Source organism: Paenibacillus sp. DRB1-1 (genome assembly GCF_052119485.1).
In the GTDB taxonomy this organism is placed as follows: Bacteria; Bacillota; Bacilli; order Paenibacillales; family Paenibacillaceae; genus Paenibacillus; species Paenibacillus polymyxa_B.
The window spans coordinates 113,209-126,347 of sequence record NZ_JBODQH010000001.1; the positions used below are offsets into that span (position 1 = coordinate 113,209).

The following is a 13,139-nucleotide window of genomic DNA, read 5'->3' on the forward strand; positions in this document are numbered from 1 at the left end:
TCGTTTGTGTGAGTACGCTACGAGGAGGATTTGGCGAAGGATTTGGTGGAGAAAGCTTGATAAGAGATAGGTTAAGCAAGGGAAGTATTCATAGCATAATGAGAAAACAAAGAAACCAGCTAATGCTTTCAGGCACTGGCCGGTTCCATGTTTACTTTTGCTTCATCAGATCTGGAATTTGTTCAAGAAGCCGTTCTCTCGTGATGGCATCATCAAAATTCCATGAGCTGTCGAGCGTGTATACCCGTTTGTTTTGAACGGCGGGAATGGTCTTCCATATTTCACTGTTCATCAGATTATTAGTAACTGCAACTGTTTCTTTACTCTGATCCGACAGAATAAATAGTTCATCCCCGATAAATGCAGGAAGCACCTCGTTAGAAATGGCAGCAAAACGCTCTTTTTTATCAATCAGGTCTGTTTGTACCTTGGGAGCCGGTTTAAAGCCAAGCACATCATACAAGGACACCGATGCACCCTGATGTCCCATAACATACAGGTTTTTACCCATAACTAACAGCACTGTCGCTGTCTCTCCTGGCTTAATGTCAACATCCAGCTTGGCCTTCATTTGTTTGGCCTTCTCGTCATATAAGGTTTTGAATTGGTCTGCCTCTTTAGTTTTTCCAAGAAGTTTACCTAGCTCCTGCATACGTTCAAAAGTTGCCTGTTCGGAATTGAGAGCCACGGTAGGTGCAATTTTAGCTAACGTATCAATCGCCTTTTCATCCCAATTGTCGTGAAGAATAAGGTCCGGTTTCAGCATCGTCACTTTTTCCAGATTCACCGGGTAGCCTACATCGGTAATATCCTTGGTAAGGTCCGCGTACACAATTTGTGACTGAATGACACTCAGACTCGCACCTGCTGGACGTACACCCAAGGCAAGCAAATCCCCCGGATCACTGCCTACATAAACGATCCGCTGTGGATTTACCGGAATCGTTACTTTACGTTTTTGAGAGTCTGTATATTCTCGGGTGGTCGACGTTGTTGATGCCTCTTCCTTTTGAACCGTGCTGTTTGCAGCCTGTCCTGCTGTAGGGGAAGTTTGGGCAACATTTCCTTGAGAGCTACAAGCTGATAGTACAACGGCTATAATGAGCAGTGCTCCCGCCAGTATAGGGAGTTTGGTCGATTTTTTTACATGTAGCATATGGATGTATCCTCCAAGTTATATAGTCTATAGAAAATGATAATCATTATCATTGACTTAATATTACATAATAGACCCATCTTCTGCAACGGAAATTTCCTTAATTCATGATATTAGAAGCTACTGGAGGGAAGGGCAATTGTTGCTCATGTCGTTGCAACTCTTTTTTATTCACAACAAAGGTGTTGGTACAAAGATCGTGGACTCCCTGTTTCTTCGCAGTAAAAGCGACCACAATATAAATAATATGAACAAACATAAAAGTAATAGCTTTAATCCAGTAACGCCCGGAAGCGTGCCAGAATTCAAGCCGCTTTCCTTCCTTGTTCACTACAATTAGAGAAAACATAAGCTTACCTGGTGTTGCTTTTACCTTCGATGATTCCCATAACACACAGTACAACCATGGCACTACGAGCCATAAGATCAGCGGCCACAACATAAGCAGTACTTGTATGAAACCCGTCTCCTTTATGCCCAGAAGATCTGGGATAATGTAAATTGCGCCCCCTACTAAAAGGACTATGGCAGTAAGGATGATCAGATCAATCACAAACGCTGCCGTTCTTATCCAAAATCCTCCGTATATTCTTTTTGTACAATCGCTTGATGCTGTCATGATATGTATAACTCCTTTTGCAAATGATATTTAAAATCCAGTTTATTCCTTTATCCAAGAAGATATCATACGGTTACCCACCTATATTGTCAATTTACGAGCAAATACTCTTAAACAAGTAAAAGGACCTATTTCCATGCATCAAAATGAAATTTTTCATAGGAGTTAAGAGCTTATGTACAATGATTTTTCTCTGATTGGGTACAAAATAGGCGCAGCCACAATCTCTTAACCCCCTATTAGTAGTACTTTGGCATCGAAATAAATCCAGCCTTTTCATGCATAAAAAAACAGCGTATATGTAAATGAAATTACACACACGCTGTCTTACAATTCATTCCGTAAATCTGACAAATTATAGGACAATTAAATATGAGTTCGTTCTTGCACGCTTATACACTATATTTTTTGCATTCAACACTAAACAAACCTTCTTCACCGCGCAGCTTTGCCAATGCCTCGACAAAGAAATAATCGCCATAGATAATGGGAACGTTGATGTATTTTTGTTCAGGATAATGTACGGTCCCGTTCATCAGCAATCCCTCATGCTCCTCGCCCCACGCCGTACACGTATGATGCAAGCCCTCGAGGATAGATGCTGCAGCTTCTGTAAAATGCTCTGCACGCATCGAATATTTTGCCAGCTCCAGCAAACCACTGGCCGCAATTGCCGCCGCCGATGAATCCCATGCCCCGCGGTGCTCTTCTTCTGCTCTAAAATCCCACACAGGCAGGCAAGCATCGCCCAGCTGGGATAGGAAAAAATCAGCTGTGTTCTCGGCCACCTTCAAATAACGCGAATCGCGCGTGTACCCATACGAAAGCGTAAAACCATACAGAGCCCAAGCCGTGCCACGTGCCCAGGCAGAACCGGGAGCAAATCCCTGTCCGCCATGCTCGGCTACCTTTTTTCCAATCTCCGGATCGAATTCGATCACATGTGCGATAGAACCGTCCGAACGGACAAATTCACGTGCTATGGTATCTGCATGCTGCACAGCGAGAGCGGCAAAACGCGGATCTCCGCTTTCCTCCGAAGCCCAATAAAGCAAAGGTAGATTCATCATACTATCTATAATCGCAACGCCCCGTGTATCCATGTCCTTCGAGGGGAAGTTCCACGCGCGAATAAAACGGCCATTCACGTTAAAACGGGCAGCCAGCAGATTGGCAGCTAATAACCCACGTCTTTTGGAATCAGAATCTCCGTTCAATCGATGGGCGGCCACGCCGCTGAGCAGCCAAATAAAGCCAAGATCATGGTCTACAGCTTCGCTATTATAGAGTATTTTTTCCAAACGACCCTCGCACCGCTGTGCAATCCCGGCGGCCACACTGTCAGGACGCGCCCTATTGGCTAGCCATAGCAGTCCCGGATAAAAACCTGCTGTCCACCACGCTTCTTCACGATTATCATAACGTCCATCCTCAGCAACATGTGGAAAAGCGTCCCCCAGTCTTGCCGCCAAGGCAAGCGTCTTATCCAAAGCCAGCTCCCACGATTGCTCCAGCCACGCTTCTGATTTCGTCATTTCTTTTTCCTCTCCTTTTTCCACATGTTAAACCATATTTATGGCTCCAGCTCTATCTATTCAGGTAACCGAATGATAAAGGAAATGCGATTACCTTCACATTCCAGACGCGCTCCCTTAAGTAAACCATTCCGACAGGCCACAGAAGCTAGTTCTTCCGGCCAAACCACGTTCGTTCCATCCGTCGTCGGGATGACTTCAAGGCTTGCACCTGCGTATTCTACTCGAATGCTTTCCGTTTCTTTCCCAGCTGACATGACATGATGAATAACGCTGCGCTCCCGACCGTCGTACGCCATTAGGGGAATAAGTGCCCCTACATTCTGAATATTGCCTTGAAGCTCATACGCCACTTCAATTTTGCCCGGTACCTGACGATAATGCGTTCGGATTTCCCTCACTCCCGGGAAGGGGCCTTCCCACAGGAGTGTAAAATCCGTTGCTCCGTCAAACGCTGAGCTTTGTTCCATCTGTACGGTTCCTCCACCATCCTGCGGGTCAATCCCTCCATCCCGATCGAACTCCATCGTACCGGGAATGCCTTCCGACAAGCTGTGCCACTTTCCGTCCTCCGTTTGCCAGGCGGGGGTATAGCTCAGCGGGAAAATATCTCCCTCCGCGAAGCCTGTAAAGCCGCGGTCTGCATGACCTGCTGAGGACGGACCGATCAGCGACGGCAGCGCAGACTGCTGAATACGCACGATGCCCGGAACATTGTACGGGTCGTTGACCGATGTTTGCACAAGCATTTGCTGCCCGTCTACGGCTGCAATGACAGTCTGGAACCAGCCATCCGTTTCCAACACCCGGCTGCCGATCTCCGCCGGGATGAAGGTTGGAGAAATGTGATCCATCTCCTCCCCATATAGAAGGGTGTGGGCCAGCACAGCCACCGTCCACAGACTGTAGCAGGTATGATTTGAGTACACCTCAAAGCCATGTCGTGCCTCGGACGAATAATGGTTGCGGACGATATGTAGCTTGCCGTCATCCGTCTGCCAGCGACTAATCGCTTGCCAGCATAGATCTGCTGCCCGTCGGAACGCACCTGCGAGCCCATGCTCTCCTGCTGTAATAGCCTGCTGAGCATGTGTTGTAAAGACAAAGGCCGCCGCCGCTTCGTTCCACTGATGCTGGGCGCTTCTTCCACGCGGCGGAATTTCCCCGTGCGGGGATAGCGCCAGTAATGTGCTGAGCGCCCCCCTGCGAAGGTGGTCACGCAGTTCGAGTGCGCAGCTGCCATCATATCCGTTCTCCAGCATCACGCCCAGATGAAAACGTGTAACGATATCGTAGGCAAATGGGCTATTGGGCCGATCCAACGGACCATCCTGATACAGGCCCAACCCGGTAAAACGAGGCAAATGGTAGCTGCGGATATACGTCTCCATCCATTCCGAATCGGCTGCAATTCCTTCCGTTGCACGCAAAAACTCGCCGGAAATCATAATCGCATTCCAGTTGATCATCCGGTTCGGATTTTTCATTTTGCTCATCGTAAAAATGTAGGTCTGCTCCGGCTGAATTCTGCTCAGTTGCTGCTTCCATGCCATGGCTTGTTCTGGCAGCAGATTTTTAAGGAGCCGATACGCTCCCATCATCATAATTGGAAAAAAGTCTGGGTGGTGATCTGGCGCTTTTTCCTCCACTACACAAGCTATGCTATGCGTCAAGGCCGCAGCAGCAGATTCCAGTAAATCATGCCGGCCTTCTTTGACCAACACAGCCGCAGCCAACGCATAGGAGGGGGTGGAGTAGTACCGTTCACTTTCAGAATGGGGGTCAATGATAGCTCCGGTATCATCCTGATGCAGGGCATATGCGCGAACCAGCTTTTCCAGCACAGCCAGCTTATGTTGGTGAGTCCATCCGTCATTCACTCGATTTGGCGCGCTTTCCACCTGTTTTATAAATCTCTCCAGCTCCGTCTGCCAAGGGTACACGCTGCCTGTCTGCAGCTTATTCATCCTGTCTGCCTCCCATTCAAAATGAAAATTAATGTATGGTAAAAAACAGATTGCAATCTACGCTTGCAGAACCGTTCCATTGATTGGAGTCCAGTTGCAGCGATGTTTTATAAAACACAAAGGGAGCTCCGTCATGATCTATGTGCTTCACCGCCTCCAACCCCGCCCGCAGCACGCCGGCATCATAATCTAGCCTGACGACTGCGTTCGCTCCCTTCCATTCCACGAAGCCTGCTCCCAGATTAGGCTGAATACGGCTGATGAAAACCTCCTCCACATCCCATGACTTCATGCTCACGCCAGACGTTTCAAACTCAAAATGATCGGTGACGGTAAGCCTTGCCCCCTCGTTTCCCTCCAGCACATTCCATGTAAAGGAGCGGGTGAAGACCTCCAATTCTTCTACAGGATAAGCAGATGTCAAATCAAGCTTAAGCCTTGTGCCCGTCTGTATCTTCTCCTGCTCATCCAAAGCAATATCCAGCACAACTGCCTTTGCCTGTGTGCCCGATTGCTGCATAGTCCCATTGATGACAGGCACGGAATGACCGCCGGAGGAGATATTGATAATCGACTCTCGTCCCGATGAAAAATAGGCTTTCGTGTACAGGCCTGCTCCCAGATCACACAATATATTTTCGCCACCGCCATGAAGGATGAAATGTCCAAGATCGTTATGATTGTGCGGTTCATTGTTATGCCCAGCCTTCGCTGAAAATGCAAGCATGACACCTGGTTCACCCTTTTGGCTTCCGAGTCCACTATGGCTGGAACTGCGGCTGCGGCACATCAGCCAACCGAGTTGCGGTAAATAATTGGTAACGGTCTCACCGCTCCCGAATGCCAGAGGATTCGTCCAGACCAGGTTGCGCAATACATGAGCCCAGCGGCGACAGGGGTCTTCCAATAGACCAGGTACGCGGAAAGGGAGTGTAGATGGTCGTTCTTGCAATGAATTCAAATGAGAGATGAGTCCGGAAGGCAATCGTTCAGTTTCACTACTGTCCGAATAATTAGCGAAAATGCCATTCGACAGATGAACCCGCTCTGCAAAGGATGCGATTTGCCTAACCTTTTCCGAGTTCAGAATATCCACAGCTCCCTCGGTAAACTCACGCAGCATATCGGCAAAATAAGTAAAATAACCAAAGCCGTATACCCAGTAACCTACGCCTTCGGGACATCCCCCGTCCTCTCTGTAGCCTGCCAAAAAACAATCCAGCGTGCCCAGCATACTTTCGATGGCTACCGCTCTGGAAAAGTCGTCTTCTACCAGCAGCAATGCTGCAATTCCGCAACCGGAAGCACATACTGCCGACCAATTATGATCTGCGGTTTCCCATCCAAAATGACGAGGCTTCCAAAAAACGGGTTCCAGCACACGACGTTCGATCTCTTCATGCACCTGAGCGACCACATGGCTAGCCAGTTGTTCTCCTAGCAGCAATAAAATTTCAACCAGCGTTTGTGCTGTTTCGGACGCGAACAAATCCACCTGCTGCCAAGGCGGGGTTACTGTGTCCTCTTCATTGACATGTGCAGGAAGCGCCCATGTGTACTCACTGCATATGTCCAGCAGACCGCTTTCCACCTCTTTCATCTTTCGAGGCTCCGGCTTAACAACAGCTTCCAGCACTATAGCAACCAGTCGTCCACGCCGTTCAAAGTACACATCCTCATACGGCTTGCGCTCTCCTGTATTAGCAAATTCCCGAAACAGAGACAACGGCAGTTCAGGCCATGATGCTTCCCGATTATCTTTACAGACACGCTCAATATCTATCCAAAGCTCGGCGTATATCGGCTCAGAGACAGTCGTCCGCAGCCTTTTTGTCCAATTACTCCTTAACCGTTGCCTTACTGAATCCTGCATGCCGCCAGCCAGCGCCTTAACGAGCCGCGAAGCAGGCCAAGCCTCCCTCAGAAGACTCATTTGCATTTCCTCCCCATGAGAAGCATTTGTTTCACCTTCTTTTTTTGTTAACGCTTTCATTGTATCTAACAATCATCCTAAATTCAAAGGGGTAGTAAAACAATTGAGAAAAAATAAAAGAACCTCGATGCCCCGTTGCCGTGGTCATGGAAGTTCTTGTTTTACACTATTGGCCAATCCCCGTCCAGATTCGCTTTGATCATTTTTTCTAAACTGTGGGTTTCTCTTGTTTCCACTTTCTAATCCCGTCATCTTCCAGAATACCCAATGCTGCATCTGAGATATTAGGATCACGTAGCAAAGCGTCCTCGACTCTAAATTTAATATCGTCAGCATCTGCCAGCGTCATGCCCGGTGTAAGCTCAATCAACCCTTCCACGTGATAGTAGCGTCCCTCCTGTAAAATACGCATTTGATAAATATCCGTTACATGTGTATCTGCTAGAATAATGGAAGCCACACGTTCTTCGATATCAGGAGGAGCAGATACACCGATCAAACCTACCATGTTGTCGTAACCGACCCGAAAAGCAACACCGACCATCAGACAACCGATGAGTATACTCGAAATTCCGTCCAGCAGTTTAAAATCTGTCAGCGATGTAACCACTACTGCTAGCAGAGCAAGTACTCCACCCGTTGTTGCTACCAAATCTTCATAAAACACCAGCCGGGTTGGCGGTGCAGCACGCCCCACATGGCGGAACGCAGTGGTGAAAATGCTTAGCCCCTTCGCTTCTACTCTGGATTCATGCAGCACTTCTTTCATCGCTTTGCTCCATACAAATCCGTCCACCACTAGTGACAAAATCAGCACTACTACATTAATCCAAAATCCATGTGTAGATTCAGCCGGATGCTGCAGCAAATGAATGCCTTCCAATGCGGTTTCATAGGCCATAATCGTTACGACAATAACGGCAACCATACAAAACAGGTTGATCACTCGTCCAAAGCCGGTAGGAAAGCGTTTTGTCGGTTTTTTCTCTGCCAATACACTGCCCGCGAATACAAACATTTGATTCACTGCATCCGCAATGGAGTGCATCATCGTAGCAAACATAGAGCCGCTGCCTGTCAAGGCAAAAGCAATCCCCTTAATAAGAGCAATGCCGGTATTACCTAACGCAGCCGAGCCCGAGGATTTGTTTCCTTTTTTGACCATACTCCAAAAGGAGTCCTCTCTCTGTTTCACTTCCATCTTGTAGCTCCTCCTGAGGTATACATAATCTGATATATCCACATTATGTAATCGTTTGTTATGTATATTTTTAACCCGTCCATATTCTACCTAACCATCTGAGGAGAATCAATACAAACGATAATATTTTCCATGGAAAAGGAATGCCCCATGTCCCCCTACGACATGAAGCATTCCCGTTACAACCTTCTATCAGACATATCCTCAGGTTAACAACACAGATAATCTCCATGCGTTGACGATCGACATAAGTGCTGTTTACCAGCTTGATTTCGTAATTCCTGGAATTTGGCCTTTATGTGCCAACTCGCGGAACGCGATACGAGACAGCTTGAATTTGCGCAAGTATCCTCTAGGTCTGCCTGTCAGCTCGCATCGGCTTTTCAGGCGGGTTGGAGATGAGTCACGCGGAAGCTTTTGCAAAGCTTCGTAGTCCCCTTTTGCTTTCAATTCACGTCTCAGGTCCGCATATTTAGCTACAATTTCCTGGCGTTTCTTCTCTTTTACGACTTTTGACTTCTTGGCCATGTAAAGCTCCTCCTTGTGATATATGCCAATCATGAAGGTTCACCATCACTACCGCGAGATTGATGAACACGGATATGGACATGATTTTATAGCTTAAATAGTAATCATTACGATTAATACTTAATATAACGCTGCTCCAGGTGTGTTGTCAACCCAAGCGGTTTGAATCACGACATTAAAAAGCCGTTGAAACAGCAGCCCCCTTCACTCTTGTGAACGGTCTGTCGTTTCAACGGCTTTAAAATTTGCTGACTGACTTTGTTCATTCAGCCAAATGGCAAGCTACCCAATGATCTGGACGAGCCTCACGATAGAGTGGAATCTCTTTGGAGCAACGGTCGATTGCAAACGGACAGCGGGTATGGAACTTGCAGCCTGAAGGAGGGTTAACCGGACTTGGAATATCCCCCTTGAGCAAAATGCGTTCTCTCTTCAGCTTCGGCACCGGAATAGGTACAGCCGACAGCAACGCCTTCGTATACGGATGCAATGGATTCCCGAATAGCTCGTCACGCGATGCCGTTTCGACCATGGAGCCTAAATACATCACGCCAATACGGGAACACAAATGTTCCACCACGCTCAAATCATGCGAAATGAACAAATATGTCAGACCCCGTTCAGCCTGCAATTTGGCGAATAGGTTAATAATCTGCGCCTGTATGGACACATCCAGCGCTGATACCGGCTCATCAGCGATAATTAGATCCGGCTGAAGCGCCAGCGCTCGGGCAATGCCGATCCGTTGGCGTTGACCTCCCGAAAATTCATGGGGAAAACGGTCGATATGATACTCTGACAATCCACATAGCTTGAGCACGTCCAGCACAATCTGCCGGACCTCCTCCTTCGTTGCTATACCGTGATCCAGTAGCGCCTCACCAATGGCATCACCAATCCGTACACGCGGATTCAGCGAGCTATATGGGTCTTGAAAGATCAGCTGAATTTTGGGACGAAGTTCCTGCATCCCTTTGGCAGACAAGCTATGGAGATCCACCCCTTTGTATTTTACGGTACCGTCCGTTTTATCCGTCAATCTAACAATCGTGCGGCCCACCGTGCTTTTACCGCTCCCCGATTCCCCTACCAATCCGAAGGTTTCACCCTGACGGATCGTAAAGCTGATATCGTCTACCGCCCGCACATGTCCTGAAGTACGGTTCATAAACCCGGACTTCACCGGAAAGTACGTTTTTAAGCGGTCTATTTCCAACAATGGCTCAGCCATGAACAACCGCCTCCTCATATAACCAGCAGGATGCTTTCTGCTGAGCTGAAACTTCTTTTAATGTAGGCTCCTTTACACGACAAATGTCCATGCACTGCCCACAGCGGTCATGAAAATAACAGGAAGTCGTCAGCTCCAGCGGATTAGGTACCTGCCCGGGAATGGAATACAGTTCATCTTGGCGCTGATTAAGCACCGGTTTGGATTTTAGTAACCCTTGTGTATAAGGATGCTTGGGATGATTAAACAGCTGTACCACTTCGCCTTCCTCGACGATCTTGCCTGCATACATCACAATGACGTAATCAGCCATTTCGGCGACAACACCCAGATCATGGGTGATTAGCATGAGCGACATATTGGATCGGGCTTTAAATTCACGCAGCATATCCAGGATTTGCGCCTGAATCGTTACATCCAGCGCCGTGGTTGGCTCATCCGCGATAAGCAGCTTGGGACCACAAGAAACAGCAATCGCAATCATAATTCGCTGCAGCATCCCCCCGCTCAGCTCATGCGGATAACTTTTTAAAATCTGCTCCGGCCGGGATATACCGACCTGTTCGATCAGCTCCAGTGCTCGCTTACGAGCTTCCTTACGGCCTATTTTCAAATGCTCAATCAGTGGTTCGGATAGCTGTTCACCAATGGTCATGACCGGATTCAATGAAGACATCGGCTCCTGAAAGATCATGGATATTTCATGTCCGCGAATCGTGCGCATCTTATTTCTGCTAAGCTCTAGCAGATCGGTTTCCTCAAAGCGGATGCTTCCGCCTGCCACTTTACCACCGGGACTCTGGATCAGACCCATGATGGACATCGCGGTAATACTTTTGCCGCATCCCGATTCACCGACAATGCATACCGTTTCCCCCGGCTTCACACGGAAGCTGATATCATCCACCGCTTTAACCGTTCCTTCTTCTGTATAAAAATGAGTGCTTAAATGTTCAATAGAAAGTAAATTGTCCATGGTGTATGATCACCTACCTCTTATGTTTCGGGTCAAGTACATCCCTCAGCCCGTCACCAAAAATATTAATAGCGATGACTGTAGCAAAAATAGACAGGCCTGGCGGTATCCACAACCACGGTCGTTGCTGAAAATCCAGCACATTGTTAGCGGCATCAATCATGTTGCCCCAAGTCGGTGTCGTGGGCAGCACGCCAAGGCCAAAGAAGCTGAGTACAGATTCACTCAAGATAGCTCCGCCAATATTCAATGTAGCGATAACGATCAATAACGGTAAAATATTCGGCAGCAGATGCTTGAACAGCTTTCGACGATTCGAGAGTCCCAGTACCGTCGCGGCTTGCATAAATTCACGTTCCCGCAAACTAAGCATCTGGCCCCTCACCATCCGTGCAATCCCCGGCCAGTTGACCAGACTAAGCATCAGCATGACAATATACATCCGTTGATCGGGTGGAACCTTCCAGTCAGATAGCAGCGCGCCCATAATAAATAGTAGGGGCAAACTGGGAATCGTCAGCAGCAAATCAGCAACGCGCATAATAATCTGATCCGCAATCCCGCGAAAATATGCGGATATGACCCCCAGCGTAGCCCCCAAAAAGACTGACAATACCATTGAAGCCAAACCCACAGTAAGAGAAATTTGACCTGCCTGCATCACACGTGTCAGCACATCCCGCCCCAGCTTGTCTGTTCCTAACCAGTGATGGATATTTGGCGCCTTGTTCATCATTAATATATTTGTTTTATTATCGGAATAAGGAGAAAATAGCGGACCGATAAAACAGAGCAAAAACATAAATACCACGACAAGCAGACCAGCCATAGCAAGCTTGTTTCTGAACAGCTGCCGGAGCGCTTGCTGCCACATTGAAGATTTAACAGTTGTTCGCAGTCTGCCGTTGCTCTTGCTCAAATTACTGCTCACGGATGACATTCCTTAGCCCCCTTCTTACACTTTCACACGCGGGTCCGCGATGCGATACAAAATATCGGACAACAGTGTCCCGATAACGCTCAATATGGCAATCAGCATCGTAAAGCCCATAAGTAGCGGATAATCCCGGAGCGAAAAGGATTGCATGTACAACTGACCGATTCCTGGCCAATTAAAAATCTTTTCAATAATCAGGGACCCGCCAAACAGCGCAGGTAATTCGAAGCCAACGAGCGTAATGGCAGGCAGCAATGCATTTCTCAATGCGTGCGTAAAAAGTACCTTTCTTTCCTTTAATCCCTTTGCACGGGCTGTGCGTATATAATCCTGCTGGATCACGTCGATCATATTGCTACGGAAGTAGCGGGTCAACGACCCCAGTCCCAGCAGCGTCATAACGATCACTGGCAAGGTCATATGCTGGAGAACCTCCTTCACATACTCCATACCTGTAGCGTTACTCCCCGTATTAAGCATGCCACCGGGTGGCAACCACTTCAGGTCAACCGCTGCGATTTTAATCAGATACAACCCGATAAAAAATGAGGGCACAGACATGGCAGCGAAAATCACCACCATTACCAAAGTATCAAACCATGAATACTGCTTATAAGCAGCAACCACACCGATAATGACCGCGATAAACCAGGTCAGGAAGGTCGATACAACGGCCAGCAAAAACGAGTTCCAGATATACTCATTAAATAAGGTCAGCACCGGCTTCTGCTGGGCAAGCGAATAACCAAAATTTCCATGCAGCGCATTGCCCAGCCAATTTCCATAGCGTTCAAGAATAGGCTTATTCAGGCCGTAAATTTCCCTCAGCTCCGCCTTTCTCTCTGGCGACAGCTTCAGATTGCCGCTAATGAAATCTCCCGGTGTCATGGCATACAGGAAAAAAATCATCATCGAAGCGGCCAACAAAATAATAACCATATACGTCAGTCTTTTCGTTAAAAACGAGCTCATGACAGACTCCTTTCAATTCAAGGTCAGGCTACTCACTACGTTTTCCCCATTTGGGAGGCCCCTTGATCCGAACCTGATGTTCTT

11 protein-coding genes are annotated in these 13,139 nt (G+C 47.8%); all 11 read right to left on the reverse strand.

Features of this window, described 5'->3' with window-relative positions:
- Positions 1–151: 151 nt before the first annotated feature.
- Complete coding sequence (locus ACQW03_RS00435; RefSeq protein ID WP_441947782.1) at positions 152–1,156, reverse strand: ABC transporter substrate-binding protein; 1,005 nt, start codon at positions 1,154–1,156, stop codon at positions 152–154.
- Positions 1,157–1,256: 100 nt separating this feature from the next.
- Positions 1,257–1,775, reverse strand: a complete 519-nt coding sequence (locus ACQW03_RS00440) for an RDD family protein (RefSeq protein WP_441947784.1) — start codon at positions 1,773–1,775, stop codon at positions 1,257–1,259.
- Positions 1,776–2,167: 392 nt separating this feature from the next.
- Positions 2,168–3,310 (reverse strand): glycoside hydrolase family 88 protein, encoded by a 1,143-nt coding sequence (locus tag ACQW03_RS00445; RefSeq protein WP_071640723.1) that lies wholly within the window; start codon positions 3,308–3,310, stop codon positions 2,168–2,170.
- A gap of 56 nt (positions 3,311–3,366) precedes the next feature.
- Positions 3,367–5,277 (reverse strand): glycosyl hydrolase, encoded by a 1,911-nt coding sequence (locus tag ACQW03_RS00450; protein WP_441947786.1) that lies wholly within the window; start codon positions 5,275–5,277, stop codon positions 3,367–3,369.
- 28 nt (positions 5,278–5,305) lie between these two features.
- Positions 5,306–7,210, reverse strand: a complete 1,905-nt coding sequence (locus ACQW03_RS00455; protein WP_441947788.1) for a hypothetical protein — start codon at positions 7,208–7,210, stop codon at positions 5,306–5,308.
- A 208-nt stretch (positions 7,211–7,418) separates the two neighbouring features.
- Complete coding sequence (locus ACQW03_RS00460; RefSeq protein WP_023988369.1) at positions 7,419–8,411, reverse strand: cation diffusion facilitator family transporter; 993 nt, start codon at positions 8,409–8,411, stop codon at positions 7,419–7,421.
- Between the two features lie 258 nt (positions 8,412–8,669).
- Positions 8,670–8,939, reverse strand: a complete 270-nt coding sequence (gene rpsN / locus ACQW03_RS00465; RefSeq protein ID WP_028542369.1) for a 30S ribosomal protein S14 — start codon at positions 8,937–8,939, stop codon at positions 8,670–8,672.
- A 262-nt stretch (positions 8,940–9,201) separates the two neighbouring features.
- Complete coding sequence (locus tag ACQW03_RS00470; RefSeq protein ID WP_053325319.1) at positions 9,202–10,170, reverse strand: ABC transporter ATP-binding protein; 969 nt, start codon at positions 10,168–10,170, stop codon at positions 9,202–9,204.
- Positions 10,163–11,146 (reverse strand): ABC transporter ATP-binding protein, encoded by a 984-nt coding sequence (locus tag ACQW03_RS00475; RefSeq protein WP_441947791.1) that lies wholly within the window; start codon positions 11,144–11,146, stop codon positions 10,163–10,165. The genes ACQW03_RS00470 and ACQW03_RS00475 overlap by 8 nt, the downstream gene beginning before the upstream one ends.
- A 13-nt stretch (positions 11,147–11,159) precedes the next feature.
- A complete protein-coding gene (gene opp4C, locus ACQW03_RS00480; protein ID WP_069079650.1) occupies positions 11,160–12,086 on the reverse strand; it encodes an oligopeptide ABC transporter permease in 927 nt (308 codons plus the stop codon).
- Between the two features lie 15 nt (positions 12,087–12,101).
- Positions 12,102–13,055, reverse strand: coding sequence for an ABC transporter permease (locus tag ACQW03_RS00485; protein WP_023988364.1), 954 nt, complete (start codon positions 13,053–13,055; stop codon positions 12,102–12,104).
- Positions 13,056–13,139: the final 84 nt, after the last annotated feature.

Bases quoted from the DNA above. Each gene is read 5' to 3' on its own strand.
- ACQW03_RS00435 (WP_441947782.1), bottom strand. From the start codon at position 1,156: ATGCTACATGTAAAAAAATCGACCAAACTCCCTATACTGGCGGGAGCA.
- ACQW03_RS00440 (WP_441947784.1), bottom strand. From the start codon at position 1,775: ATGACAGCATCAAGCGATTGTACAAAAAGAATATACGGAGGATTTTGG.
- ACQW03_RS00445 (WP_071640723.1), bottom strand. From the start codon at position 3,310: ATGACGAAATCAGAAGCGTGGCTGGAGCAATCGTGGGAGCTGGCTTTG.
- ACQW03_RS00450 (WP_441947786.1), bottom strand. From the start codon at position 5,277: ATGAATAAGCTGCAGACAGGCAGCGTGTACCCTTGGCAGACGGAGCTG.
- ACQW03_RS00455 (WP_441947788.1), bottom strand. From the start codon at position 7,210: ATGAGTCTTCTGAGGGAGGCTTGGCCTGCTTCGCGGCTCGTTAAGGCG.
- ACQW03_RS00460 (WP_023988369.1), bottom strand. From the start codon at position 8,411: ATGGAAGTGAAACAGAGAGAGGACTCCTTTTGGAGTATGGTCAAAAAA.
- rpsN (WP_028542369.1), bottom strand. From the start codon at position 8,939: ATGGCCAAGAAGTCAAAAGTCGTAAAAGAGAAGAAACGCCAGGAAATT.
- ACQW03_RS00470 (WP_053325319.1), bottom strand. From the start codon at position 10,170: ATGGCTGAGCCATTGTTGGAAATAGACCGCTTAAAAACGTACTTTCCG.
- ACQW03_RS00475 (WP_441947791.1), bottom strand. From the start codon at position 11,146: ATGGACAATTTACTTTCTATTGAACATTTAAGCACTCATTTTTATACA.
- opp4C (WP_069079650.1), bottom strand. From the start codon at position 12,086: ATGTCATCCGTGAGCAGTAATTTGAGCAAGAGCAACGGCAGACTGCGA.
- ACQW03_RS00485 (WP_023988364.1), bottom strand. From the start codon at position 13,055: ATGAGCTCGTTTTTAACGAAAAGACTGACGTATATGGTTATTATTTTG.